This window comes from Nocardiopsis sp. iso_25, assembly GCF_056173305.1.
In genome coordinates this window covers 2,819,140-2,844,222 of sequence record NZ_CM149667.1, presented here as the reverse complement: position 1 = coordinate 2,844,222, position 25,083 = coordinate 2,819,140, and the positions used below count along the sequence as shown (strand labels likewise).

At 73.0% G+C, this 25,083-nt stretch carries 27 protein-coding genes; 12 read left to right on the top strand and 15 right to left on the bottom strand.

Translation table 11 applies throughout. The features are described 5' to 3' along the window. Positions 1 to 54: 54 nt before the first annotated feature. Positions 55 to 1,335: an MFS transporter gene (locus AC0VX6_RS12290; protein WP_475468702.1), complete on the top strand. Its 1,281-nt coding sequence runs from the start codon at positions 55 to 57 to the stop codon at positions 1,333 to 1,335. A gap of 67 nt (positions 1,336 to 1,402) precedes the next feature. Here the strand turns inward: AC0VX6_RS12290 and AC0VX6_RS12285 are convergent, their stop codons facing one another. From AC0VX6_RS12285 to AC0VX6_RS12275, 3 genes are all read right to left on the bottom strand, one after another. Next, complete coding sequence (locus tag AC0VX6_RS12285) at positions 1,403 to 2,593, bottom strand: mycothiol transferase (protein ID WP_475468700.1); 1,191 nt, start codon at positions 2,591 to 2,593, stop codon at positions 1,403 to 1,405. 223 nt (positions 2,594 to 2,816) lie between these two features. Then, positions 2,817 to 3,419, bottom strand: coding sequence for a helix-turn-helix domain-containing protein (locus AC0VX6_RS12280; protein ID WP_475468698.1), 603 nt, complete (start codon positions 3,417 to 3,419; stop codon positions 2,817 to 2,819). Positions 3,420 to 3,579: 160 nt separating this feature from the next. Further along, complete coding sequence (locus AC0VX6_RS12275; RefSeq protein ID WP_475468696.1) at positions 3,580 to 4,626, bottom strand: DUF6924 domain-containing protein; 1,047 nt, start codon at positions 4,624 to 4,626, stop codon at positions 3,580 to 3,582. Between the two features lie 219 nt (positions 4,627 to 4,845). Here AC0VX6_RS12275 and AC0VX6_RS12270 point away from each other — a divergent pair, with 219 nt between their 5' ends. Beyond that, positions 4,846 to 5,421: a snapalysin family zinc-dependent metalloprotease gene (locus AC0VX6_RS12270; protein WP_475468694.1), complete on the top strand. Its 576-nt coding sequence runs from the start codon at positions 4,846 to 4,848 to the stop codon at positions 5,419 to 5,421. A gap of 334 nt (positions 5,422 to 5,755) precedes the next feature. On the opposite strand, the gene AC0VX6_RS12265 is transcribed toward AC0VX6_RS12270, so the two are convergent. The 5 genes from AC0VX6_RS12265 to AC0VX6_RS12245 all read right to left on the bottom strand — a co-directional run bounded on the left by AC0VX6_RS12265 (position 5,756) and on the right by AC0VX6_RS12245 (position 10,215). Further along, the gene (locus tag AC0VX6_RS12265) at positions 5,756 to 6,631 is read right to left on the bottom strand and encodes a sulfite exporter TauE/SafE family protein (protein ID WP_274977645.1); all 876 of its coding nucleotides are present in this window, start codon (positions 6,629 to 6,631) and stop codon (positions 5,756 to 5,758) included. Between the two features lie 171 nt (positions 6,632 to 6,802). After that, positions 6,803 to 8,221 (bottom strand): rhodanese-like domain-containing protein, encoded by a 1,419-nt coding sequence (locus AC0VX6_RS12260; protein WP_475468692.1) that lies wholly within the window; start codon positions 8,219 to 8,221, stop codon positions 6,803 to 6,805. Positions 8,222 to 8,321: 100 nt separating this feature from the next. After that, positions 8,322 to 8,894, bottom strand: coding sequence for a rhodanese-like domain-containing protein (locus AC0VX6_RS12255; RefSeq protein ID WP_274977643.1), 573 nt, complete (start codon positions 8,892 to 8,894; stop codon positions 8,322 to 8,324). Positions 8,895 to 9,122: 228 nt separating this feature from the next. After that, on the bottom strand, positions 9,123 to 9,374 hold the full coding sequence (locus tag AC0VX6_RS12250) for a metal-sensitive transcriptional regulator (protein ID WP_019611331.1): 252 nt from the start codon (positions 9,372 to 9,374) through the stop codon (positions 9,123 to 9,125). Between the two features lie 226 nt (positions 9,375 to 9,600). Then, the gene (locus AC0VX6_RS12245) at positions 9,601 to 10,215 is read right to left on the bottom strand and encodes a TetR/AcrR family transcriptional regulator C-terminal domain-containing protein (protein ID WP_475468690.1); all 615 of its coding nucleotides are present in this window, start codon (positions 10,213 to 10,215) and stop codon (positions 9,601 to 9,603) included. A gap of 79 nt (positions 10,216 to 10,294) precedes the next feature. On the opposite strand from AC0VX6_RS12245, the gene AC0VX6_RS12240 reads away from it, so the two are divergent. The 3 genes from AC0VX6_RS12240 to AC0VX6_RS12230 all read left to right on the top strand — a co-directional run bounded on the left by AC0VX6_RS12240 (position 10,295) and on the right by AC0VX6_RS12230 (position 12,839). Beyond that, entirely contained in the window at positions 10,295 to 10,759 is a 465-nt protein-coding gene (locus tag AC0VX6_RS12240) for a hypothetical protein (protein ID WP_475468688.1), read from the top strand. Next, on the top strand, positions 10,756 to 12,177 hold the full coding sequence (locus AC0VX6_RS12235) for an MFS transporter (RefSeq protein WP_475468686.1): 1,422 nt from the start codon (positions 10,756 to 10,758) through the stop codon (positions 12,175 to 12,177). Before AC0VX6_RS12240 ends, AC0VX6_RS12235 begins: the two co-directional genes overlap by 4 nt. A 230-nt stretch (positions 12,178 to 12,407) precedes the next feature. Next, entirely contained in the window at positions 12,408 to 12,839 is a 432-nt protein-coding gene (locus AC0VX6_RS12230) for an HIT family protein (RefSeq protein ID WP_274977639.1), read from the top strand. Between the two features lie 24 nt (positions 12,840 to 12,863). Here AC0VX6_RS12230 and AC0VX6_RS12225 read toward each other — a convergent pair whose 3' ends face one another. Beyond that, the gene (locus AC0VX6_RS12225; protein WP_274977638.1) at positions 12,864 to 13,661 is read right to left on the bottom strand and encodes a helix-turn-helix transcriptional regulator; all 798 of its coding nucleotides are present in this window, start codon (positions 13,659 to 13,661) and stop codon (positions 12,864 to 12,866) included. Between the two features lie 170 nt (positions 13,662 to 13,831). On the opposite strand from AC0VX6_RS12225, the gene AC0VX6_RS12220 reads away from it, so the two are divergent. Continuing rightward, positions 13,832 to 14,167, top strand: a complete 336-nt coding sequence (locus AC0VX6_RS12220) for a hypothetical protein (protein WP_274977637.1) — start codon at positions 13,832 to 13,834, stop codon at positions 14,165 to 14,167. 59 nt (positions 14,168 to 14,226) lie between these two features. After that, a complete protein-coding gene (locus AC0VX6_RS12215) occupies positions 14,227 to 14,793 on the top strand; it encodes a nuclear transport factor 2 family protein (protein WP_475468683.1) in 567 nt (188 codons plus the stop codon). 100 nt (positions 14,794 to 14,893) lie between these two features. On the opposite strand, the gene AC0VX6_RS12210 is transcribed toward AC0VX6_RS12215, so the two are convergent. Next, positions 14,894 to 15,370 carry a MarR family winged helix-turn-helix transcriptional regulator gene (locus AC0VX6_RS12210; RefSeq protein WP_274977635.1) on the bottom strand — a complete coding sequence of 159 codons (477 nt, stop codon included), beginning with the start codon at positions 15,368 to 15,370 and terminating at the stop codon, positions 14,894 to 14,896. Positions 15,371 to 15,587: 217 nt separating this feature from the next. On the opposite strand from AC0VX6_RS12210, the gene AC0VX6_RS12205 reads away from it, so the two are divergent. The 4 genes from AC0VX6_RS12205 (at position 15,588) to AC0VX6_RS12190 (ending at position 19,720) form a co-directional block, all read left to right on the top strand. Further along, on the top strand, positions 15,588 to 17,402 hold the full coding sequence (locus AC0VX6_RS12205) for a flavin-containing monooxygenase (protein ID WP_475468681.1): 1,815 nt from the start codon (positions 15,588 to 15,590) through the stop codon (positions 17,400 to 17,402). A gap of 175 nt (positions 17,403 to 17,577) precedes the next feature. Then, on the top strand, positions 17,578 to 18,618 hold the full coding sequence (locus AC0VX6_RS12200) for an SMP-30/gluconolactonase/LRE family protein (protein ID WP_475468680.1): 1,041 nt from the start codon (positions 17,578 to 17,580) through the stop codon (positions 18,616 to 18,618). 258 nt (positions 18,619 to 18,876) lie between these two features. Then, entirely contained in the window at positions 18,877 to 19,350 is a 474-nt protein-coding gene (locus tag AC0VX6_RS12195; RefSeq protein WP_274977632.1) for a carboxymuconolactone decarboxylase family protein, read from the top strand. Positions 19,351 to 19,423: 73 nt separating this feature from the next. Continuing rightward, complete coding sequence (locus tag AC0VX6_RS12190; protein ID WP_274977631.1) at positions 19,424 to 19,720, top strand: sigma-70 family RNA polymerase sigma factor family protein; 297 nt, start codon at positions 19,424 to 19,426, stop codon at positions 19,718 to 19,720. Between the two features lie 144 nt (positions 19,721 to 19,864). On the opposite strand, the gene AC0VX6_RS12185 is transcribed toward AC0VX6_RS12190, so the two are convergent. Further along, a complete protein-coding gene (locus AC0VX6_RS12185) occupies positions 19,865 to 20,275 on the bottom strand; it encodes a VOC family protein (RefSeq protein ID WP_475468678.1) in 411 nt (136 codons plus the stop codon). 20 nt (positions 20,276 to 20,295) lie between these two features. Then, the gene (locus AC0VX6_RS12180) at positions 20,296 to 20,730 is read right to left on the bottom strand and encodes a helix-turn-helix transcriptional regulator (protein WP_274977629.1); all 435 of its coding nucleotides are present in this window, start codon (positions 20,728 to 20,730) and stop codon (positions 20,296 to 20,298) included. Positions 20,731 to 21,228: 498 nt separating this feature from the next. Between AC0VX6_RS12180 and AC0VX6_RS12175 the strand changes: the two genes are divergently transcribed. Continuing rightward, positions 21,229 to 22,278, top strand: a complete 1,050-nt coding sequence (locus AC0VX6_RS12175) for an NAD(P)-dependent alcohol dehydrogenase (protein ID WP_274977628.1) — start codon at positions 21,229 to 21,231, stop codon at positions 22,276 to 22,278. A 284-nt stretch (positions 22,279 to 22,562) separates the two neighbouring features. Here the strand turns inward: AC0VX6_RS12175 and AC0VX6_RS12170 are convergent, their stop codons facing one another. The 3 genes from AC0VX6_RS12170 to AC0VX6_RS12160 all read right to left on the bottom strand — a co-directional run bounded on the left by AC0VX6_RS12170 (position 22,563) and on the right by AC0VX6_RS12160 (position 25,076). Next, the gene (locus AC0VX6_RS12170) at positions 22,563 to 23,513 is read right to left on the bottom strand and encodes a DUF1177 domain-containing protein (protein ID WP_475468675.1); all 951 of its coding nucleotides are present in this window, start codon (positions 23,511 to 23,513) and stop codon (positions 22,563 to 22,565) included. Positions 23,514 to 23,694: 181 nt separating this feature from the next. Beyond that, entirely contained in the window at positions 23,695 to 24,372 is a 678-nt protein-coding gene (locus AC0VX6_RS12165) for an aspartate/glutamate racemase family protein (protein WP_475468674.1), read from the bottom strand. Then, positions 24,369 to 25,076: an AroM family protein gene (locus AC0VX6_RS12160; RefSeq protein ID WP_475468673.1), complete on the bottom strand. Its 708-nt coding sequence runs from the start codon at positions 25,074 to 25,076 to the stop codon at positions 24,369 to 24,371. The genes AC0VX6_RS12165 and AC0VX6_RS12160 overlap by 4 nt, the downstream gene beginning before the upstream one ends. Positions 25,077 to 25,083: the final 7 nt, after the last annotated feature.

Genomic DNA, 25,083 nt, shown 5'->3' with positions numbered 1-25,083 from the left:
AGTCTAGGGCCCGGAGGGGGAAGGACCCCGCGCTACATGACATCATGTGCGTACTTGCGCACTTATATGGTGCGCCTGGTCGAGCTCTTCCTACTTCTCCGGGTGGTGGTCAGGGTGTGGCGGGTACTGGCGGACTTCGCGTCCTACCGCAGGTTGTTCTACGCCCAGGTCGTAGCGCTGGCGGGCACCGGGCTGGCCACGGTCGCCCTGGCGCTGCTGGCCTACGATCTGGCCCCGGGCCAGGCGGGACGGGTAGTGGCCACCGCCCTGACCGTCAAGATGCTCGCCTACGTGGGCGCGGGGCCGCTGCTGACCGCGGCCCTGGCCCGGGCCCCGCGCAAGGCGGTGCTGGTGGGCTCGGACGCGGTGCGCGCCCTGGCGGTGGCCTGCCTGCCGTTCGTGGACCAGGTCTGGCAGGTGTACGCGCTCATCGCCGTGCTCCAGTGCGCCTCGGCGGCCTTCACCCCCACCTTCCAGGCGGTCATCCCCGAACTGGTGGACGACCGCGGCTACACCTCGGCACTGGCCCTGTCCCGGCTGGCCTACGACCTGGAGGCGCTGGCCTCGCCGCTGCTGGCCGCACTCGTGCTGCTCGCGGTGCCCTTCGACGGCCTGTTCACGCTGACCGCGCTCGGCTTCGCCGTCTCCGCCGCCCTGGTGGCCACCACCGCCCTGCCCGCCCCGACGCCCGAGTCGCGGAGCCCGCGCCGGGCCGCGGCGAGCTGGCGGGCCTTCGGCACCGACCGGCGCCTGCTGGCGCTGACGGCGTTGAACACGGCGGTGGCCGTGGTCACCGCGCTGGTCCTGGTCGACACCGTCGTCCTCGTCCGCTCCCACCTGGGCGGCGGCGACACCGCCGTGGCGCTGGTGCTGGCCTGCTTCGGCGGCGGTTCGATGGCGGTGGCGCTGGCGCTGGGAGCACTGGTGGACCGGTTCGGCACGCGCGCGCTCATGCTCACCGGGCCCGGCGTCCTCACGGCGGGAGCGGCGGCACTGGCTCTGGGTTGGGCTCTGGCGCCGGGGCCGCTGGTGCTCGGCGCGGGGTGGGCGGTGCTGGGCGCGGGGTGCGCGCTGGTGTCCGCGCCCACGGGGCGGCTGCTGCGCGAGGCCGCTCCCGAGGGCTCGCTGGCGGGGGTCTTCGCCGCCCAGTTCTCCCTCTCCCACGCCTGCTTCCTGCTCACCTACCCACTGGCCGGATGGGCCGGAGACCTGGAACCGGTCCTGGTGCTGGGCGGCGCCGGGGTGCTCACCGGGGCGTGCGCCCTGGCGGCGGCGGTCCTGTGGCGCCCCGGCGCGGTCGCGGCGGACCCGGCCTCCGCCCCCGGGGGCCGCTGAGGTCCCCGTCGCACCGGTCCCGGCCCGTGAGGCGGTGGGAGGGGTGCGCGGGCGGGCGCGGTGGCGGTCAGCGGCCGGTGCGGCCGTCGGCCAGCTCGCGGAGGATGTCCAATTGCCCTGCGTGGCGGCCGGTCTCCTCGATCATGTGCACGAGCGCCCGCCGCATCGACGGTGCCGACCTGTTCCGGCGCCCCGCGTGCGCGGGCCCGCCGAGATCGTCGCAGGCGGCGATGGCCCGGTCGGCGGCGGCGACGGCGTCGCGGTACCCCTCCAGAACGCCCGACGTGGTCTCGCCCGCATCGGCGTGGAACGTGGCCTGCCAGTCGCCGACCTCCTCCCCGAGGAAGAGGGAGCGCTCGACGTGGGCCAGGTGCTTGACCAGGCCGAGCAGGTTCGTGCCGGACGCGACGCCCGGGGCGCGCACGTGCCGCTCCGGTGCGCCGTCCAGCTTGGCGAGGACGCTCTCGCGCAGGTAGGTCAGGAACCCGGTGAGGACCTCCTTCTCTCCGGGGCCGGTCCCGGGCGGGGGCTGGTCGCGTCGGCGCGAAGGCGCGGCGGGCGTCTTCGCGGACTCCTCCGGCGCCACCCCCGTGCGGCGCCGGGCCACCACCACGTTGTCGCTCACCCGCGCGCTCCGGCCGTCGGGGCCGTGGGCCGTCCGCGAACGCCGCTCGCACACGAGTCCGGTCCAGTCGGTTCCCAGGTCCAGCGACCGCCACAGGTCCTCGGGTGCGGGGAAGTCGTCGCGCTGCTCCCAGGACCAGGGCGCGCTGGACGCGTGGTCGATCACGACCAGCAGCCCGCCCCCGCCCACCGATCGTGCGGCCCGGCGCAGCACGGCGTCACGGTCGATGTCCACCGGGGTGTGGAAGTAGTTCGCGTAGACCAGGTCCCGCGGTCCGGTGTCGGGCACCGACAGCGCCAGGTCGTGGCGCCGCGTGGTGAGGGAGCCCTGGACCCCGGCGCGGCGGGCCCGCTCGGCCAGCACGGCCAGGGCGTGTTCCGCGACGTCGACGGCCGTGACGTTCCAGCCCCGGCCCGCCAGCCACAGGGCGTCCCCGCCCCGGCCGCAGGCGAGTTCGAGGGCGCGGGGCGGGCCCGCCCCGCTTCCCGGCTCCGGCGGTGGCACCAGGGCCAGTTCCCCGGCGAGTCGCGCGAAGGCCGCGTTGGGGCCGGGCGGCGGCGTCGAGGGGTCATCGTCCCGGTAGCGGGGTTCCCAGAAATCGCGGCTGGGCGAGGTGTTCTCGTCTGTCTCCATGGACGCCAGTGTTCGCCCCGCCGGGGCCGCGGGGCCAGTTCTCTTGCAGAACTGCAAAAGCACGTGCGCACGGCGCGTCCCCGACAGCTCCGGGCGTCTCCCGCGATCGCCCCGGGTCTCCCCCGGTGGTTCCGGGCCCCTCCCCCTGCGGCCCCGTCTCCGGCGGGCCGGGGGCGGGCACGCGGCTGTGCGGGTGTCCGTCCGCTCCGCGCGCCCGGCCCCCTCAGGTCCCGTGCAGGTGGACGCGTTCGCCCTGGGTTCCGAAGATCGCGATGGTCTCCGCCGGTTCGTCCTCGGCGGGGTTGCCGATCCAGTGCGGGGTCCGGGTGTCGAACTCGGCCGCCTCCCCCGCGCCCAGCAGCAGGTCCTGCTCGGCGCCCAGGACCAGCCGCATGGTTCCCGAGAGCACGTAGAACCACTCGTGCCCCTCGTGTGTGCGCAGCTCGGGCGGCGGCAGCGTCCGCGCGGGCGGGTAGAGGACCTTGTAGGCCTGGACCCCGCCCGCGCGCCGGGTGAGCGGGACGAACGTCAGGCCGAAGCGGCGCACCGGGTGCAGGTGCACCCGCGGATCGCCCACCCTGGGCGCGTCCACCAGTTCGTCGATGGGCACCCGGTACACGCGCGAGAGCGGGAGCAGCTGGCCCAGCGTCGGCTGCACGCGCCCGGTCTCCAGGCGCGACAGCGTGCTCGGGGTGACCCCCGTGCGCTCCGACAGCTCGGCGAGGGTCAGCCGCGCGCGGTTGCGCAGGCCCCGCAGCCGTGCGCCCACTGCACGGAGCACGTCGGCGTCGCCCTCGTCGGCACGGTGGCTCCCGCTCTCATCCATATCCGCAACCTACCGCGCGTCGGCGGGAACGGCGGCCCGTGCTGGCCGGCGAGGCGGTCACGGCCGCCCGCCCCCGCCGGAACCGGCCGCGCGGAGGCCCGCCCGCACCGAGGGCGGGGGCGCAGGCCCCTCCGGCCGGACGGAGCCCCGCCCCCACGGGTCACCACCACCCGTGCATGTGTGCCTTCTCCTCCACGTCCATGTAGTCCTCGACGTCCTGGTTGGCGATGGCCAGGTTGACCAGCATGAGCCCGGCCTTCTCCGGGACGAGCCGGAAGGTGCGCCCCGCGTGCGCCTCCAGCGGGACGACCAGGAGCCGGTGCTCCGGATCGCTCATGGCGGTCCGGTCCGCCACCAGCAGGGCGTCCGCGGCGCCCTCGTCGGGGTCCTCCGGGTCGGCGCGGACCAGCGACATCAGCTGCTCGGGGGTGGCGCCCTCGAACACCGGGTCGTCCACGACCCCGATGTGGTCGCCGAAGTCGTCGATCGGATTCCCGTAGCCCGGACCCGGGCGGTACACGGTGTCCAGGAGCGCCGTCCAGGCGGCCTCGTCGGTGAAGTCGGTGCGCACGAGCAGGCCGTCGTTGGCGTGGGTGAGCGGAGGCAGGGGCCGGGCCGGGGGCTCGTAGCGGGGCGGGGCCTCCTGGGCCTCCAGGTGGGCGCCCACGGGGTCGGGGAGGCCGGCCTCCCAGTCCTCCACCGTCTCGTCCTCCTCGGTCTCCCACTCGGGTTCGGCCGGAGCCCAATCCTCGAAGTCGTCCAGGACCGCGTCCAGGTCCTGGCAGTGCATCACCAGGTAGGTCAGGGCCGCCTGGCGGGGCGTGATGCGGAACGCCTCCCCGCCGGTGCCGCGGAACGCCAGCAGCGGGCGCGGACCGGCGTTGGCCGTGGTCCTGTCGTTGGCGAGCAGGACCACGTCGGGGACCCACTCCCCGTCCCGGCCCAGGGCCCCGACCACCTCCTCGGGGGTGGCGCCCCGCCAGGCGGGGGCGTCCACCACGACCAGGCGACGGGGAACGGGGGCCTCCGACACCTCGGAGGCCTCCTGGCCGGGGGCGGGCGCCACCAGACCGGGCAGTTCTCCCATGCGGGAGAGCACGTCGTCCCAGGCCTCGTCGTCGTGGTCGGTGCGCAGGAGCAGCATCCCGGGCACGTGCGACGCGTCGTCGGCGGGCGGCAAGGGCAGGGGCAGGGCGGGACGGTCCATCAGGGGGTACCTCGCGGTGGTCGTGGCGTACGGATTCCTCCGTTGTATCGGACCTCTACGACAGAACGGCGCGCTCTCCCCCGGGGCCTGCGAACCGGTACACGGTGCCCCAATTAGGCGTCCCGCACATCTTGTGGCGGCACACCGCTACGCATAGCATCGACCCGACCCCACCGGGTCACCAGGCAGCATCAGCACCCTCACCCCCGGGAGACCCCCATGCTGAGACGCGTCCTCATGCCCGTCCTGATCGCCCTGAGCGCCCTGGCGCTGACGCTGGTGGGCACCGCGCCGGCCACCGCCGCGCCCGCGGAGCAGACCCAGCCGCTGCGCCAGACCGTCCTGTACTACGACGCCAGCCGGGCCGCCGAGTACACCTCCGCCGTCGCCTCGGCCGTGAACGTGTGGAACTCCAGCGTCAACAACGTGCGCCTGGAACCGGCCTCCGCCGGACGGCGCGCCGAGATCCGGATCGTCGCCGACGACGGCTGGCCCCGCGCCCACCTGGGCCCGGTGCGCCCGGGCGGGCAGGTCACCGTCTGGATGGGCCGCCAGGGCACCGCCCAGGGCTACGACGCGGTGCGCATCGCCGCGCACGAACTCGGCCACAGCCTGGGCCTGCCCGACGCCAAGCCCGGCCCGTGCTCGTCGCTGATGTCGGGCTCCACCGGCGGCGTGAACTGCACCAGCCGCTACCCCAACGCCTCCGAGCGCTCGCGGGTGGAGGCCAACTACGGCAGCGGCCTGAGCGGCCAGCGCGTCGCGGACGGTCAGCTCCTGGTCGACCGCTTCTGAGCCGACCGCGCCCGCCCGGGCGCCCCGGCTCCGAGCCCGACGGACTCGGGCGCCGGTCCGCACCGGCGGGCCGGCGCCCGGGGCGTCGCACACCCCGTCGCGCCCGGGTGGGACCGGCCCTCGCTGGCAGGGTCGGCCCCGCCCGCCGCCAACCGCGCGGGCGTCCGTCTCGACGCGGGGCCGCCGCACCTCCGGCGGAGGGCGGGGTCATCCCGCGCACGACCGGAAAAGGGGCCCCACCCGGACCGGATCGGGCGTATCCGCCTCGATCCATCCGGCGCCCGGCCGGAAAAAAGGGGTTGAGGGGCTGCTTTCCGCCGGCCATCCGCACCGGTCATCCAGCGCGCGGCCGGAGGAGGGGGACCAGGGGACAGCGGTCACCGACCAGGCGGCACACCAGGGCCAGGGCCGCCAGACCCGCCGCCGCGGCGACCAGGGCCGAGCCGAGGGGGTCGGAGAGCCCCTGGACCAGCACGAACACCCCCGTGATCAGCACGAAGCCACCGAACCCCTTGCGCAGGGCGGCTTCGGGCACGCGGGAGGTCAGGCGCACCCCGACGAGCGAACCGGCCACCGCGAGCGCGCTGACCGCGCCGACCAGGGCCCAGTCCGGGCTCACGGCGGTCAGGTAACCGGTGAGTCCGGCGAAGGACTTCATGCCGATCACGAGCAGGGAGGTGCCCACGGCGGCCGGCATGGCCAGTCCGCCCAGCAGCACCAGGGCGGGCACGACGAGGAAGCCTCCTCCGGCGCCGACCAGCCCGGTGACCGCGCCGATCACCACTCCGTCGAGGACGACGCGTCCCAGCGGCGGCGCCGCGGCGGCCGTCCCCCGGCCGGAGGTCGCCCTCCCGCCCCGGAGCATGGCCAGGGCGGTCGCGACCATCATGAGGGCGAAGGCGGTCATCAACAGGGCGCCGGGGACGTGCGCTCCCACCACGCCGCCGGCGAAGGCCCCCGCCATCCCGGCGGCTCCGAACACCAGCCCGGTACGCCAGCGCACGTTTCCCGCACGTGCGTGCGCGAGCGCGCCGACGAGCGAGGTGACGCCCACGACGAACAGGGACGCGGCGATGGCCTCCTTGGGGTCCATGCCCGCGACGTAGGTCAGCAGCGGCACCATCAGAATGGAACCGCCTCCGCCGAGCAGTCCGAGTGCGAGCCCGACCACCACGGCGAGGCCCAGGGCGAGGACGATCTGAAACTCCATGTTGACTCCGCTTGCGTGGCTCGCCGCCGCGGATGCGGGCGGCCGTTGGCTCGGGAATGGTGGGGCGCGGGGGGCGGTCCGACGACGCGGGGCCGCCCGGACGACGCGGGGCGGGCCGCGCACGCACGCGCCCCGCTCCGTGGGGCGGCGGGCGCGGCCCCGCCGTGTGCCTCAGTCGGCACCAGCGCGTACCGACGCGTCCCGGTCCCGCCTCCAGTCCTCCCAGGCTCCGTAACCCCGGTCGAGTTCGACGACGTCGTATCCCGCGCGACGCAGAGCCGAGGCCGCCACGGAACTGCGGGCGCCCGACTGGCAGTAGCTCACGATGGTGCCGTCGGTCGGCAGCGCGTCGAGGTTCCACAGCACACGGCCCGCGCTGAGCTGCCGCGAACCGGGGATGTGCCCCTCGGCGTGCTCGCCCCTGGTGCGCACGTCCAGCAGGAGCGCGGCACCGGCCTGTTCGAGTTCCTCGGGGAGGACGCGCGGCGGCACGGTCCTCGGCAGGCCCTCCGTGCTGGTCGTGTAACCGGACACGTGGTCGATGCCGACGCGCAACAGGTGGTCGCGCACCCGGCGGGCGGTGTCCCCGTCGTCGGCGAGCAGCACCAGGGGGCGGGTTTCGGACTCGGGGTCGTGGGCCCAGGCCCCGAAGGTCGCGGCCTTGGCCGGACCCGGGATGTTCAGCGCCCCCGCCACGGTGCCCCGGTGGACCTCGGCGTGGGTCCGGGTGTCGACGAGGACGCTCCCGCCCTCGTTCAGGGACCTGCCGACCTCCTCGCCGGAGAGCGCGGGCGGCGGGGCGAGGCGGCCCAGGATTCGGGGCCCCTCCCTGTTCTGGCGCTTCATCCGCGCGAAGTAGGCGTGGGCGTCGGGCTGCCCGTCGAGCAGTTCCGCGACGAAGCCCTCCATGTCGTCGGCGCGCAGGTAGGGCCCCCACCAGGCGTTGAGCCGCTCGTATCCGACCGTGGTGGCCGGGAGCGCGCCGAGGGCCTTGCCGCAGGCGCTGCCCGCCCCGTGTCCGGGAAGGACCTGGACGTGGTCCGGCAGGTTCAGGAACACCCGGCGCAGGCTCTCGAAGAGCTGGCGGGCGCCCTCGAACCGGGTGCCGGTCCCCCCGGCGGCCTCGTCGAGCAGGTCGGGACGGCCCAGGTCGCCGGCGAAGACGAAGTCACCCGAGAGCAGGTAGCCGGGGTCGCGGCTGAACGCCCCGTCCGTCACCAGGAAGGAGAGGTGCTCGGGCGTGTGCCCGGGGGTGTGGCTCGCGCGGACCGTGATGTTGCCGACGGTGATGGCGTCACCGTCGAGCAGCCGTTCGGCGTCGAACCCGTACTGCCAGTCCTGACCGCCCTCGCCGGAGACGTACGCGGTGGCGCCGGTGGCCGCGGCGAGTTCGCGGGTGCCGGAGAGGTAGTCGGCGTGGATGTGGGTCTCGGTCACGGCGACGATGCGCATGCCGTGTGCGCGGGCCAGTGCGAGGTAGTCGTCGATGTCGCGGCGGGCGTCGACCACGACGGCCTCTCCTCTGGCCTGACAGCCGACGAAGTAGCCGGCCTGGGCGAGGTCTTCGTCGTAGAGGCGTTCCAACAGCATGCTCTGCTCCTTGTCCGATTGGTGCTGTGTGGTGTGTCAGCCCTGTTCGGATACCGGGGGGAGTATCCAGAGGGCAGAAGGCGGCCCTGTTCGCGTGCGCTCATCGGCCGACGCCGATGCGGGCCAGCGAGTCCTCGATGTCGACCTCCTCGCTCGGCCGGTTGTAGGGAAGGCGGGACAGGGCCATGCCCATGGCGCAGGTGTCGGTGACGGCGGCGAAGACCAGCCCCGCACCGACGACCCCGGCGACCGCCACCGCCGGGAACCACATCAGGGAGGTGAGCACCGAGCCCAGGACGATGCCGCCCGCCACCAGCCGGACCTGGCGTTCCAGCGCCCATCTCTCGCGGCCGCGCTCCAGGGGCGCCCCCTGCGCCTCCCAGGCGTTCATGCCGCCTTCCAGCACGACCGTGTCGCCCAGGCCCGCCCCCGCCAACGTGTTCCGGCACCGCCCGGCCCGCCTGCCGGAGCGGCAGACCAGGACGAGGGGGCCGCGCGCGCCGGTGACGATGCGCTCCAGGTGGGCGTCCACCTGATCCAGCGGCAGGTTGACAGCCCCCGGGATGTGCGAGCCCTCGTATTCGGCGGGGGTGCGCACGTCGACGATCAGGGCGCGGGGGTCGGTTTCGAGCAGTACGCGCACGGCGCGCACGTCGATGCCGTGGTCACTCATGTGTTTCCTTCCTTCGGTGGCGTGGGAGTGGATCTGGATACACCCGGGGGTATCCGGTGGACGGAGCGGGACTCCGGGCGCGCGGTAACCCGGGCTACCCGATATCCGCCCCCACATACTGGGGGGAGTATCCAGAAATCACGGAGGTACCCGGGCAGAGGCCGGAGTGGAACTCCGCGGGAAAGGCGGCGCGCGGGCGCCCGACACCCGGTCGGCGCCCGCGAACCCTCAGGCCAGCGCCAGGAACAGCTTCTCCAGCTCCTCCTCGGTGAGCTCGGGCTCCTCGCCCCGCTCGCGTGCGGTGTTGCAGTGCCGCATGCCGCTCGCGACGATCTTGAACCCCGCCCGGTCCAGGGCCCGGGAGACCGCGGCCAGCTGCTGGAGGACGGCGGCGCAGTCCTCCCCCGCCTCCATCATCGAGATGACACCGGAGAGCTGGCCCTGCGCGCGCTTGAGTCGCGTGATGGCGTCGCCCACCATTTCAGGCTTCATCTGGTCTCCTTCCGCCCATGCCCCCACTATACCCCCGGGTGTATCCGCGCGGCCAGTCGCGTAGGTCACACCGACACCAGGAGCCCGTGCACGAACCGGTGCACACCCACCACAGGATCCGCCCGTCCCGCCCTGCTCGGAGGCGTGTCCCGTTCCGGAACCTGATCAGCGCGCGGAGGACGACGACGGCGACGCGCCGGGAATCCCGCGTCTTTCACAGGAGACTCTCATAACCGGTGACGAGTGCGGTCAGGGTGAACCCCACCCGGGCGTCGACACCGGGAAACCCCGCTTCGAGGGCCTCGTTCACCAAGGGCAGGTCGGCACTTCCAGACGCGGGGCCGCCGGAGTTCTCGTCCCGCTTGGTCAGGTGTTGCCCGAGCACGGACGAGGCCGTCGCGTGCACGATGGTCAGGGCGGTCCCAGCGGCGAAACCCGCCGTGGTGAGGATACGCAGGAGGCCTTCGAGTTCGCGAAGGTTCCGGCCGGTCAGGGCGGGGCGGGTGGCGAAGAGGGTGGCCACCCCCGGATGGGCGAGCAGTCCTCGGTGCAGATCGAGCGCATAACCGGTGATCGCCTCCTGCCACGAGACCGACGCCTCGGGTTCGCGGATCGACTCGGCGAGGACGTGTTCGACGATCGCGTCCTCAAGCGCCTCCTTGTTGCGCACGTGGTGGTAGAGGGTCATCGCCTCCACGTCGAGCTCACGAGCCAGCCGCCGCATGGACAGCGCGGCGACCCCTTCGGAGTCGACCAGTCCCACGGCGGTTCGCAGCACCCGGCGCCGGCTCAGACCGGCGTGCTTGCCCTGGACGCGCGTTTGGCCCATGCCACCCCCCGATTGACCTCTCTTACGGCGTAAGAGTAGCATCAAGCCGTCTCATACACCGTAAGAGAGGTGGTGCGCCATGTCAGCCGAGAAGCAGGGCCCCCGCAACGGGGGCGGTGGGAACCTCACACAGGCGTTGCAGATCGGCGCCGGTCTGCAGGTGGTGTGCATCCTGCTGCCGGTCCTGGATCTGTGGCTCTTCGGGTCGGTGGAACGACACGTGCGGGCCGCCTACCCCCAGTGGGGCGCCGCCGAGATGGCCGCCGCCCGGACGGCGGTCATCCTCTACCTGGTGATCGTCGGCGCGGCAGGGCTCGCGGGATGGTTCTTCGCCCTGGCGGCGGTTCGGCGCGGGTGGCGGGAGCGCGGGGTGGTCACGGCCCTGTTCGCGGTCGGCATGGGGGTGCTCATCCTCAGCGCCGGGGCCGGGGTCGGTGCGTACGACCGGATCGTTCCCCTGTGGTTGGGCCTGACCCTGCTCTGTCTTCCGGCTCTCCCGGGGGTCACCGCGTTGGTCGCCGTCTGGTACGGAAGGGACCGATGACACCGGCAAGCGTCTCCGCGCGTTCTCTCCCCCTGGCGGTCGCCGCGCTGGCGGTCATCGGCTTCGTCTCGGTACTGGTCAGTTCGGTCACGTCGATGGCGCTCACCACCCTGGCGGAGGCTCTTGGGACCTCCATGAGTTCGATCGTGTGGGTCACGACGGTCTTCCTGTTGACGGCGGGACTGGCGCTCCCCTTCGCCGGGTGGGCTGTGGACCGATTCGGCGGCCGCCCGGTGCTGCTGGTGGGTCTCGCGGTCTTCGCGGCGGGTGCGCTGGGAAGCGGATCGGCGGTGACGTTCGAACAGCTCATCGCGGCACGCGCCGTACAGGGGCTCGGCGGCGGAGTCCTGGAGCCCGCCTGCCTGGCCTTGATCTCGCAGATCACCGACCGCAGACGCATCGGCGCGGTCATGGGGCTGATGTCCATGGTGGTCAACCTCGCCCCGGCGGTCGGACCCGTCATCGGCGCCGCTCTGTTGTCCGCCGCGGGTTGGCGCAGCGTCTTCCTCTTCGCCGTACCGCCCGTACTCCTGGCTGGCGTACTCCTGGCTCTTTCCCTGGGTCGGTGGCGAACGTCCCCCGGCACCGACTCATCAGCCGCAGGGGCAGCTCAGGCCCACCGGTTCGACCTTGTCGGCCTGGTCCTGCTCGGTCTCGGCTTCACCGCAAACCTGTTCGCCGTCGGTCGGCTCTCCGCTGGAACGCCGTGGTCGGCGCTCACCGCGGGTGTACTGGGCGCACTGCTGTTGACCGCCTACGTCTGGCGTTCTCTGCGCGTACCCGCGCCGATCATCGACCCCCGGCTCTTCACCGACCGTCGTTTCTCCGGAGCCGCCGCGATCATGGGTACGGGTGGCGTGCTGCTGTTCTCCATACTCACTCTCGTGCCCCTGATGGCCGCACGGTCATGGAATCTCAGCGGGTTCACCCAGGCGGTGCCACTGGCGGCCTTCGGAACGGGAATGCTGGTGTCGATGAGCGTCGCCGGAGCGCTCTCGGACCGCGTCGGATCCCGAAGGATCGTCACCACCGCAGCGTCCTGTTCAGCGGGTTCCCTGGCTCTCCTGGCGGCCTGCTCGCAACTCCTGCCCTCCCCCGCGTTGGTGTGTACGCTCCTTCTGTGCCTCACCGGCCTCTCCTTCGGATCGGTATCCGCGCCGACCTTCGCCAGCATCTACCGCATACTCCCGGCAGCGATGGCCGGGAGGGGCACCACGGCCGTCCTGCTCGTCGTCCAGCTCGGCGCGGCACTCGGCGTCACCGGGATCGGATCCCTGGTCGGTGCTGCGGGCAGTCGTTCCCACACAACCGTGCTCGTGCTGCTCGCGGGGCTCATGCTCACAGCAGCCGGTGTCGCCGCACTGGCCCTCTCCCGGGAGGCGAGTGCGCGGCACGCCGATGATCGGACCACGCGGTAGAGCGATCCAACCGCCGGGACCCAACGCGTCCACGACATCTTCGGCCCGGTTGACCGTCGACACCGAGATGAGGAAACACCAGTTCAAATGGGTCGGAACCGTGGAGCTGTCCGGGGTCGGTGGCGACAGGCCGCCCCCGCAGCGCCCACCGGCCCCGGACGACCCACCGGCCCCCGGCCCCCACACTGTGAGGAACCGTCTGTCCCCGCCCTTGCTGGAAAGGCCTGCCCTTGCCGACCCTCTTCTCCCAGATCATCGCCGGCGACCTCCCCGGACACTTCGTGTGGAAGGACCCCGAGGTCGTGGCCTTCCTGTCCATCGCCCCGCTCCGGCCGGGCCACACCCTGGTCGTCCCCCGGGCGGAGATCGACCACTGGACCGATGCCGACCCCGCCCTCCTGACCAGGTGCATGGAAGTGGCCCAGGCCGTCGGCCGGGGCGTTCGCACCGCCTGGAACGCGCCCCGCGCCGGACTGCTCGTCGCGGGCTTCGAGGTTCCGCACATGCACGTCCACGTGGCCCCCGTCTGGAACATGTCCGACTTCGACGTCAGCGGCGTCGAGACCGAGACGGACCACGCCGTCCTCGACCGCTCGGCCGAGCGGCTGCGCACCGCCCTCCGGGAACTGGGCTTCGAACACGCCGTCGCGCCCAGGGACTGACGCCGCCCCTCCCGGCGTGCGGGACTACCCGTCTCCGTGAGGCGTGTACAGCATGATCCAGTGGTCCCGCTCGGGGTCGTGGAGCACCTCGATCTCGAAGCGGGCCCACCCCCGCGTCGGGTGGCGCATCTGTTTGACCGCGGACCTCGAAACGCCGACCTCCCCCTCCTCCCAGTGGTCACGGAAACTCTGACTGGTCGCGGTGAGCTCGGCGAGCAGGGCGCGAAGGTAGTCGTCGCCGGGGTACCGGCTCAGCGCCGTCCGGAGTTCGGCGGCGGCGACCCGCAGGAACAGGTCCGCGCCCTCTCCCCCGAGCAGCTGCGCGAGCACGTCGGTCGTGAAGGCCTGGTAGGCGATGTTGCGCTCGAACGGACCACCGCCGGTCAAGGACCCCAGCAGCTCCTGCGCTGCCTTGTTGCGGGCCAGGAGGTCGAGCCGCCCGTCGTGCACGGTGACCGGCATCGTCTCGTCCAGGCCCCGCAGCAGGCGCAGCAGCCCGGGGCGGATGACCGACGAGGGCGAGGCCGGTTCGGGCGGGGGCTCGCCCCCCAGCCGGAAGAGGTGGTCGCGTTCGGCGTCCGAGAGCCCGAACGCCCGGGCCAGCGAGGAGAGGATCTCACGCGAGGGGCGCGGCGCCCTGCCCTGTTCCAGGCGCGTGTAGTACTCCACCGAGATACCGGCGATGTCGGAGACCTCCTGGCGGCGGAGCCCCGGGACCCGCCGACGGGACACCCGCACCCCGCCCCGCGGCTCCGGAGGGCTCATCGCGGCCCTGCGCCGCCGCAGGTACTCCCCGAACTCGGTCCGATCGCTGCTCGACATACCCCCATTGTCCCCGCCCCGTGCCGTCGGGCGAGCCTGGTCCTGCCAGTACCACCCTCGACGCGGTCTTCCTCCCCCGCCCGGCTCCCCGGATCATCGAGAGCACACCGCACCGGGCGGGCCGGGACCGCCCGGAACGCGCGGCGGACACCCGAGGCCGAGGAGACGGCATGACGAGTACAGCGTGGACCCTCCCGATCCCCCGGGAGCGCGTCCAGGAGTTCCGGGACCTGCTCACCGCCCTGAACAGGGACCACCTCCCCGGTCTGGACACCCGGGCCCGGGAGGTCGGCTACCACCGGGAACGGATGTGGCTCCAGCCCAACGACGACGGCGGCGCCGAGTTCATCGTCTACCTCGAATTCGACGAGGGCGTGGACCTGGCCGCCTTCTCCGAGCGGCTCCTGGCCTACGAGTCGGAGTTCACACGGTGGTGGACGCCCCGCTTCGGATCCTTCGGGCTCCCCGGGTCGTTCGGTGAACCCCTGCTGTCCTGGGACGCCTGAACCGGCTCCCCGCCCGCGCTACACGACGAACCCGCAGAACACGACGATCGGAGACCCTCATGCACGACCAGAAGCTGACCCCCGCCACCCCTGCCGTCCACGCCGGACTCGCCGTCGCCCAGGAGTTCATCCGCGCCGTCGAGGCCAAGGACATCGACGCCGTGACCCGGACCCTGGCCGAGGACGCGCGGCAGTTGTTCATGCACGCCCGGGGCGCCACGACCCCCGAGGGGGTCGCGGACATCATCGAGGGGCGCACACGGGGCCTGTGCGTCGCGGACGTCAAGGGCAGGAGCGAGGTCCTGGCCTACACGGGCGCGCTGTTCGACAAGTTCGCCCCGCTGCGGTGGCGCGACCACGCGTGGCGCGTCTCGCCCGACGGCCGCCAGCTCTTCTTCCACGGCGTCGGCGACATGGTCGTCGCTCGCACGGGCCAGCCCTACCGCAACACCTATGTGACGCGGTTCGACGTGGAGGACGGCCGGATCGTCCTCATGGCCGAGTACGGGAACGCGCTCATGTACGCCGGTCTGGGCGTGCGCCCGAACGGGGCCGAGTTCCGGGCCCTGCTGCGCGCGGTCGGACGCATGGTCTCGCCGCGGCTCTCCGCCCGGTCGGGCCGGTGACCCTTTCGCCCCGCCCCGTGCGGGCGGGGCGCACCCCTTTCCGCGCGGTCCTGGCCGGCCTCCCGTAGTCGCCCCGGCCGGGCCCGCCCGGCGGAGGGAGTCAGTCCGGTGCGCCCAGCCGGGAGATCTCCCTGCTCACCGCGCGGAACCCCTGTTCGAGGGCGCGCAGGTCCTCCATCGGCAGGCCCATGAGGATGTCGTCGCGAAAGGGCCGCGCCACCATCAGGCGCCGCACGACCGAGGCGCCCAGGGGCGTGGCGCGGAGGCGGCGGACGCGCTGGTCGTCGGGGTCGGCCGAGCGCTCGGCGACGCCGTGGGCCACGAGCCGGTCGAGCACGCCCGACATCGACGCCATGGAGACGCCGAACGACTCCGACAGCCCCCTGCCCGTCGCGCCCTCCTTCGTGGTGACCAGGACCATGAGCACCCTGAGCTGCTGGATGGTGAGGTCCATCGACAGCAGGTTCTGCAGAAGGGCGGCCATCACGGTCTCCTCCATGACCCCGTTCAGGGTCTGGATCTCGCGCACGATGCGTTCGCGTTCGTGTTCGCCCTGTTCGGAAACCTGTTGCCGCATGCCGCCATGATAGAGCGCCGCGACGGGCGCCCCCGGACCCAAATACTTAGCCTGATGCTAAGCTTTTTGGCGTACGGTTCAACGACACCGCCGCCGCATCGGGATGGCAGCCGCCCGGATCCCGTTCCACGCTCCCGTGAGCACCACGGCCATCCCCCGCGCGAGCCCGGCGCCGCGTCCGCGTCGCGATGCGACGGCAACGAAGTGAGGACGGCACATGGGCACAGCCTCCGACGCGCACCGCGATGAAGACAGCACCGAGGAGATCGACCTCGACGCGCTGCGGGCCAGGTACGCCCGCGAGCGCGACCGCCGCATCCGCCCCGACGGCGCCGGCCAGTACCGCTCGGCCAAGGGCGGGTTCGGCTACTACGCCAAGGACCCCTACACCCCCTGGACCGAACGCGAACCGCTGACCGACACCGTGGAGGTGCTCGTGATCGGCGGCGGCTTCGGCGGCCTGACCACCGGCGCGCGGCTGCGCCAGGCGGGCGTGGAGTCGATCCGGATGATGGACGAGGCGGGCGACTTCGGCGGGACCTGGTACTGGAACCGCTACCCGGGCATCCACTGCGACATCGAGTCCTACTCCTACATGCCCCTGTTGGAGGAGGTCGGCTACGTCCCGAAGTGGCGCTACGCCCCCGGCGAGGAGATCCGCCGCCACGCCGTGGCCATCGCCCAGACCTTCGGCCTGTACCACGACACGCTGTTCCACACCCGCGCCACCGCACTGACCTGGGACGAGGACGCGGACGAGTGGGTGGTGGAGACCGACCGCGGCGACCGGATGCGCGCGCGGTTCGTCATCACCTCCTCGGGCACGCTCACCCAGCCCAAGCTGCCGGGCATCCCGGGGATCGACACCTTCCGGGGCCACACCTTCCACACCAGCCGCTGGGACTACGGCTACACGGGCGGCGACCAGACCGGCGGCCTCACCGGCCTCGCCGACAAGCGGGTCGCGGTCGTGGGCACCGGCGCGACCGGCGTGCAGGTCATCCCGCACCTGGGCCGCGACGCCCGGCACCTGTACGTGTTCCAGCGCACCCCCTCCTCGGTGGACGTGCGCGACAACCGCCCCACCGACCCGGAGTGGGCGGCCTCCCTCAAGCCCGGCTGGCAGCGCGAGCGCATGGAGAACCTCCTGGCGATCCTCTCCGGCGAGCCGGTCGAGACCGACCTGACCCGCGACGGCTGGACCTCCACCGCCCGGCTCCAGCGCAAGATGATCACCGGCGCGCTGGACACCAGCGTCCCGGCCGAGGAGCGCGAGCGGATCGACGAGCTCGTCGACGCCCGCAAGATGAACCAGATCCGGGCGCGCGTGGACGAGGTCGTGGACGACCCGGCCACGGCCGAGCTGCTCAAGCCCTGGTACCGCTACATGTGCAAGCGGCCCTGCTTCAGCGACCACTACCTCCAGACCTTCAACCGGCCCGACGTCACCCTGGTGGACACCGCGGACCACGGCGGCATCACCCGCATGACCGAGGACGCGATCGTCGTCGGGGACACCGAGTACCCCGTGGACTGCGTCGTCTTCGCCACTGGGTTCGACGTGGGCGTGTCCGGGGTGATGTCGGGAACGCTGCCGGTGCGCGGGCGCGGCGGGCGCGACCTGCTGGCCTCCTGGAGCCGCGGACCCAGCACGCTGCACGGCTTCTACAGCAACGGGTTCCCGAACCTGTTCCACCTGGGCGCGCTCCAGAACGCCAACTCGGTGAACTTCGCGCACATCCTGCTGGAGCAGGCCGAGCACATCGCCGCCGTCGTCGCCGAGGCGCGCAAGACCGGGGCCCCGGTGGTCGAGCCCTCCCAGGAGGCCGCCGACGAGTGGGGCCGGACCGTCCGGGAGACCGCGCACGACAACTCGGCGTTCCAGGCCGAGTGCACTCCCGGCTACTACAACCGCGAGGGCGCGGGCGTGCACGGCGGCTTCTCCTACAGCCCCGGTCCCGTGGCCTTCCACCGGCTGCTGGCGGACTGGCGCGGGAGCCGCATGCACGAGGTCATGGACGCACGGCCCTAACAGCGCGCGGCCGTTCCGGCCGGGAACCCTCGCGGGCGCCCTCCTCCGGAACGCCCCGTCCTCCGGGGCGTGCCCGGCGCACGCGCGCCCCGCCGCGCGGCGGGGCGGGGCGCGCGTGCGCCGGGCACGCCCCCTGACACCCGATCCCGCATCCCAGACCCCGAGGGAGAACCGTATGGAACCGCACTGCCCCAGGCCGCGACGAACGGTGGCCGCCCGCGCACTCGCCGCGCTGGCCCTGACCGGCGCGGCGGCCGGATGCGCCGCCCCCGCCACCACGGGCGAGGACGGAGAGGACGGCGGAACCGAGCGCACCGCCGAACTCCTGGTCCAGGTGACCTCCGTCCACGAGGAGACGGGGATGACCCTGCTCGAAGGCCCGACCTTCGACGCCGACGGGCGCCTGCTCGTCGTGGACGTCACCGCCCCCGCCGGGGAGCCCAAGGTGCTCGGGGTGGACACCGAATCCCGGGAGGTGACCCCGGTGTTCACCGATGAGACCAGCGCCTACACCTCCGCGCAGTTCAGCCCGCACGACGACCGGCTCTACCTGACCGACTTCGCCGGCGGGAAGATCGACAGCATCACCCCCGAGGGCGGGGACCACACCACGTTCTTCTCCGGGGAGGTCGACGGCGCGCCGATGAACCCCGACGACCTGGCCTTCGACGAGGTCGGGAACATGTACGTCAGCGACTCGGCCGGTGTCATGGACCCGGCGTGGGAACGCCGGGGCAGGGTCGTCAGAATCGACCACGAGACCGCGGAGGCGACCGTCCTGGCCGAGGAGCTGCCCGCGCCCAACGGCATCTCGTTCACCCCGGACTTCTCGGGGCTGTGGGTCGGCCAGTACGGCGACAACCGCGTGGACCACTACGCGCTGAACGAGGACGGCACCGAGGTGGTGACCTCCCACGCCGCCCTGTACTTCGACGGCGGCACGAGCCGGATCGACTCCATCGCGGTGGACGCCGACGGCAACCTCTACCAGGCCGTCCACGGCCAGCCGCGCATCTTCGTGTACAGCCCGCTCGGTGAGCACCTGGCGACGGTCGGCGTCCCTGCCGACGCAGCCGAGGGGCTGTACTCGGCCACCAACGTGGCCATCGCGCCGGGGACCACCGAGGCCTACATGACCGTCAGCGGGGACGACGGCGGGTTCGTCTACTCCTTCGACGCGCTCGCCGAGGGGATCCGCCAGTCCAACGGCGGCTGACCGTCCGACCCGCGCGGAGGGGGTCGGGAGCGGTCGCGCGGCCCGCCCGGGAGCACGTCGGCCGGTTCCCGGGCGGGAGGGGAGGGCCCTGGCCACGCCCGTCCAGGCGGCGGGGCGACGGGCCATCCCATCCCAGGGGGCACGTCAGCCAACCTCCGGAACATCGGGAGACCCGGGTCACAACCCACCGTGTCACAGGGCGACGGGCCATCTCGTCTCAGGGGGTGTAACCGATGACGACCGCGAAGGAGCACCCCCATGGACGCAAGACTCGACTACTTGACCAGCCCGACCGCGGGCAAGGTCGTCAAGCCCTTCATGTCCGTGGGCCGGGCGCTCAGGGACTCGGCTCTGCCGAACGCCACGCAGGAGCTGGTGGCGCTGCGCGTGAGCCAGATCAACGGCTGCGCCGTCTGCCTGGACATGCACACCAAGGACGCCGCCGCTGCCGGTGAGACCGCCGTGCGGCTGAACCTGGTCGCGGCGTGGCGTGAGGCCACTGTCTTCACCGACGCCGAGCGCGCCGCGCTGGAGCTGGCGGAGGAGGGCACCCGGGTCGCGGACGCGGCCGACGGGGTCAGCGACGGGGTGTGGGAGCGCGCCGCCGAGCACCACGACCAGGAGCAGCTCACCGCCCTGGTCATGCTGGTCTCATTCATGAACGCCGTGAACCGGCTCAACATCATCACCCGGCAGCCCGCCGGAAGCTACGAGCCCGGGCAGTTCCACTAGGTTCCGGCACGGGGCCCGGCGGCTGCGGACTTCGGGTTCCGGCCCCGGGGACGGCGGCGGCCGGGCCCCGCAGTTGGCCGGGGCCGTCACGGGCGCGGCGAGGGTGGCGCGGCTGCTGGGCACGGTCTTCCCCCGGCTGCTGCGGATCGGCGTGGCGTTGGAGCAGCACGAGGTCAATGGCCAGCCCGGCGCGCTCCTGCGCGACCGGGAAGGCCGGGTCCTCCAGGCGCTGGTCCTGGATGTGCTCGACGGGCGGGTCCAGCACGTGCACGGGGTGATCAACCCCGACAAACTGGGCCACCTCGGCCCGGTCGCCGACGCCTGGGCCGTGGACCGCGAGGTGAGGCGGGCCCGGAAGCGGTCGCGCTGACCCCCGGTCGGGGCCGGCCCCGATCGGAGCGGCTCCGGCCCGGACCGGCCCTGATCGGACCGGTCCCGATCAGACCGGCCTCGACCGGTGGGCGGGCCGAAGGCCGGGCCGCAGGGTCGTACGCAGGCCCGTCCAGCCCCCCGTTCAGACGGTCTGGTTGATGCGCACGAGGTTGCCGGACGGGTCGCGGAAGGCGCAGTCGCGGACCCCGTAGTCCTGGTCGATGGGCTCCTGGACCACGTCCGCCCCGGCGGCCTCCAGACGATGGAAGAGGCCGTCGAGGTCGTCGGTGGCCAGGGTGATCGCGGTGTAGGTGCCCTTGGCCATCAGCTCCAGGACGGTGCGGCGCTCGTCCTCGGTGACGCCGGGGTCCACGGCGGGCGGGTGCAGCACGATGGAGGTCGCGGGGCGCCCCTCAGGCCCGACGGTGATCCAGCGCATGTCCTCGTAGCCGACGTCGTTGCGGACCTCGAACCCGAGGATGTCGCGGTAGAAGGCCAGGGCGGCCTCGGCGTCGGTGTGCGGCAGGAAGGCGTGGTGAATGGTGATGTCCATGCCCCCAACGCTAGGCCGGGCTACAGGGAGCGCGCTTCTTGATTCCTGACCGGTCTGGTCACCTGTTTGGCCAGGCAGGGCGGGATGCCCGCCGCCGCCCGCGAGTGGTCGCGGCGGTAGACGCTCGGCGGCACGCCGACCAGCTCGGTGAACCTCGTGCTGAACGTGCCCAGCGAGGACGAGCCCACCGCGAAGCAGACCTCGGTGACGCTGAGGTCGCCGCGCCGCAGCAGCGTCATCGCCCGTTCGATCCGCCGGGTCATCAGGTACGAGTACGGCGACTCGCCGTAGACACGTCGGAACTCCCTGCTCAGGTGCCCGGCCGACATGTGCGCCCCGCGGGCCAGCGCCTCGACGTTGAGCGGCTGGGCGTACTCGCGGTCGATCCTGTCGCGGACACGGCGGATGGCGGCGATGTCGCGCAACCGCTGTTCCTGTGCGTCCCTGTCGGCCATGGACGCCATCATCCCACGCCGCGCCGGGGCCGGACCGGTCGCGCACAGGGCGTGGGCGCCGAGACCGGACACGGACCTCGGCAGCCCGCGTGCCGTCGGGAGCCGGACCGGAGGCAGTCGGGGTAGAAGTTCCGCCCGCGGGGGTGATCCTCGCCCGTCTGGTGGAGAGGAAGTCCCGGATCTGGTTGCGGTGGTCCATGTCCTCCAGGCTAGGGAGCCGGACGGGCTCGTGGGAGGTCCTGGCGTTACCCCGAACGGGAGGAACCCCCTCGGTCACCGGACGGGGGCTCTCCGGGCGGAAACGGCGGAGCCCCGCAAGCGGGACCTGCCGTGACGGGCACTGACAGACCCTCCCAGAGGTGGCGTCGGGGTGTTTGACTGCCGGAGGCGGTCGACGCGGCATCCGCGGCCGTCCCGTCGTCCCGTGCCCGGAGGGCTGACCGCGCCCTCCCACGGGGTTCGACGCACGTCCAACACGAAAAAATTCTGAGGAGATTCATGTCCCTCGTTCACGCCTACACGGCCTCGTCGGCGACCGCGCCCTTGGCGCCGGGCACGATCGAGCGCAGGGAGGTCGGCCCGAAGGACGTCCTGATCGACATCGCCTGGGCGGGGATCTGCCACTCCGACATCCACACCGTCCGCGGGGACTGGGGCGAGGTTCCCTATCCGTTGACCGTGGGGCACGAGATCGCCGGTGTGGTCGCCGAGGTCGGCTCCGAGGTCACCAGCCACAAGGTCGGCGACCGGGTGGGAGTGGGCTGCATGGTCGACTCCTGCCGGGAGTGCGCGAACTGCCTGGCCGGTGTGGAGCAGTACTGCCTGCGCGGGTTCACCGACACCTACAACGGCACCGACCGGGACGGGACCGTGACCCAGGGCGGGTACTCCCAGCGCATCGTCGTCGACGAGCACTTCGTGCTGCGCGTCCCCGAGGCCATCCCCTTCGAGAAGGCCGCGCCGCTGCTGTGCGCGGGCATCACCACCTACTCGCCGCTGCGCAACTGGAACGCCGGACCGGGCAAGAAGGTCGCCGTGGTGGGGCTGGGCGGTCTCGGGCACATGGCGGTCAAGATCGCCCACGCCATGGGGGCGGAGGTGACGGTGCTCTCGCAGAGCCTGAAGAAGCGCGGGGACGGGCTGCGGTTCGGCGCCGACCACTACCACGCCACCAGCGACCCGGACACCTTCGAGCGGCTGGCCAACACGTTCGACCTGATCGTCAACACGGTCAGCGCGCCCATCGACCTGGACGCCTACCTCAACCTGCTGGCGCTGGACGGCGCCATCGTGAGCGTGGGCGCGCCGCCGGAGCCGGTGGCGGTGACGCTGTTCACGCTGTTCGAGAACCGCCGCTCGTTCGCCGGTTCCAAGATCGGCGGTATCGCCCAGACCCAGGAGATGCTGGACTTCTGCGCCGAGCACGGCATCGCCCCCGAGGTCGAGATCGTCGGCGCCGACCAGATCAACGAGGCCTGGGAGCGGGTGCTGGCCTCGGACGTGCGGTACCGGTTCGTCATCGACGCCTCGACCCTGGGCGGCGCCTGACCGCCCCGCGAGTCTGAGCACGGCGGGCCCCGCCGCTCCCCGGCGCGAGGGAGTCGGCGGGGCCCGTCCCGTCACATGCGGCGGGCCCGCCCCGCCCGGCACACCCGCGTCACCCGAAGCGGCCCGCCCGGCGTGGCCATTGAGCAGCGCGGGCTCGGCGAGATCACCAGAGCCGGACCAGGTTCGGCTCTCGTGACCGGTCCGGGCCTGTGCTGTGCCGCGCCGCGAAACAGGGAACAGGGGCACCGCCCCGTGGCCCGGGCGGGACGGCACCCCCGACAACCTCAGGAGGCGGCGGACTCGCCCGCGCCGCGCAGGTGGGACATGCTCCCGTACAGCTCCTGGAGCCGCCGCACCTCGTCGGCGTCGACGAAGCTGGCGATGCCGCGGCCGTAGTCCTTCGCGGTCTCGATGACGAACCGGACCGCGCTCTCCACGCTGCGCAGGTCCGTGGCGCCGGTGGCCGACCCGGCCACGGCCTCCTCGGTCACGATGGCCACGCCCACGACCGGGGCGCTGGTGGCCGTCGACGGCTGCAGGATCGAGTTCACGTGGTAGACGCCGTTGCCGTACGGGGTGATGTCCTGCATGGTCAGCGGCATCACGACCGGGGCGCGGCCGGTGGTGCGGGAGACGATGTCGAGCAGGCTCTCCGGGACCCGGACGATCCACCCGTCGACGACGGCCGGGGTGATGGCGATGCCGTGGTGGTTGCAGATCCGGTTGCCCTTGGTGGTGTCCACGGACAGGATCGCGTCCATCGCGGGCAGGACCTCGTGCCGGTTGCTGACGTCCTGGTCCACGACCGAGCCCATGAACGGAACCGGGTCGTGGGGCTGGGTCGGGGCGTCGGGGTCGATGTGGGTGGCCAGCACGACGTCCCCGGGCAGGGTGTCGCCCCGGCGGCGCATGTCCAGGAGCTTGGCCGCCGCGGAGACGGCGGTGAGGGCGCCGTCCCCGTCGCTGACGAAGCCGATCTGCTCCGGGCGCGCGCCCAGGCCGCCGAGGCGGCCGAGGATGCCCAGGGTGGGCGCGGAACCGCCGGAGGCGGCGCCGTCGGTACCGGCGATCGTCACCCGGACGAAGTCGGTGGACCCGCCCTCGCCCGCGACGGTCTCCACGAGGACCTCGCCGTCGGCCGCGCCGTGGCGGCGCAGGTACTCGGCCACGGACGCCCCGTCGGCGGTCGGGGTGTCGAGCAGGTCGTGGGTCTCGATGACGTGGCTCCAGGACATGGGTTCCCTCTCTCAGATGGTGGACCGCCGGATCCGGCCGGACACCGAGGTCGGTGCCACGGCCGGGGCGGTCGTTCGTGTGGTCGCCGCGCGTCCTGTGCGCGCGGGCGACACGGCTTGCCGCGTTGGCGCGTTACCGGATTGCCGCGTCACCGGGTTGTCGGTTGCCGCGGTTCCGGGCTCAGTCCCCTGCCGCGCCTGCGGACGTGCCTTCGGCCGCGCCCTCCACCGCTCGCACGGCGGCGCGCGCCCCGGCGCGGACGGCGTCCACGACGGGGACGCCGACCCGGTCGGTGAGCCGGGCGGCCAGGCCGATGGTGGTCATGCCGGTGCAGGCGAACATCAGGGTGTCCGCGCCCATGGCGACCAGGCGTTCGGCGGCCCGGACCGAGGCGGCCAGCCCGGCGTCGGTGGCAAGGTCGTGGGTCCGGCGCACGCCCTCGGGCACGAGCGCGGCGACGCGGGCGGGACCGAGCACGGAGATGACCGAGTCCGGGGTGCGGGTGGTCAGGTCCAGGACGCCGACCCGCGAGCCCAGTTCCAGGGCCCGACGGGCCGCGGCCTCCCCCGCGCCGACGACGGGAATCCCGACCGCGGCGCGGGCGAGGGCCAGGCCCGGGTCGGCGGCGCAGCTGACGAGCAGCGCGTCCACGCCGTCCTCGCGTTCCATGCGCGCGGCCAAGTCGGCGACCTTGGCCGAGGCGAGCGCGAAGGTGGCGTCGTCGTGCACGCCGTCGGGCTGGTCGGGCAGGCACCGCGAGACGGTGTCCACGCCGAACTCCTCGCGGATGACGCGGCCGTGCGCGTCGAGCTGCTCCCGGTCGTCGGTGGTGACCACCCGGATGACGCCGATCCTCATGCCGCCGCCCCCGTCCGCGCGCCGAGCGAGTCCAGGACCTCCGAGGCCAGGCGCACGCACACCGACCGGGCCAGGACCACCGGCAGGCCCGAGGCCGCGGCCGCGCGGGCGCGCATCTCCTCGGTGTAGCCGACGCAGTCCAGGGCCAGGAGGTCGGCTCCGGCGTCGGCCAGGCGCCGCGCGGCGGCGGCGAGGTCGTCGGGGGTGCCGGTGTAGGGGGAGCACACGTCGGTGAGCACCCGGGTCCCGGCGGGCAGGCGGCGGCCGAACTTGGCCTCGGTGTCGCGCCTCTGCTCGGGCAGGGGGCACACCACGCCCAGTCGTCCGGTGTCGCCGAGCAGGGCCGCGGCCCCGAAGGCGATCATCCGGTCGGGCACGAAGAACGGCTTGGTGTGCTCCAGCTCCGGGAAGGCGCCGGTGCAGGCGAGCAGCACCGCGTCGACCTCGCGCTCCAGGTCGGCGAGCAGGCCCGGCAGGCGCTCCATGACCATGGACTCCCCCAGGACGACGGAGGTGCCGTCGGCGAGGCGGGTGGTGAGGGCGTGGTCGTCGGGGGCGACCGGCCGCGCCTCGATCTGGGCGCGGGTGAGGCCGTCCAGGACGCCCCGCTCGACCACGGTGGCCTCGGGTACCAGGGCGGTGATCTCCGGGGTCAGGTCCGTGCGCGGCGCCTGGCCGATGGTGACGACTCCGAGTCGTGTCATGGTTCCT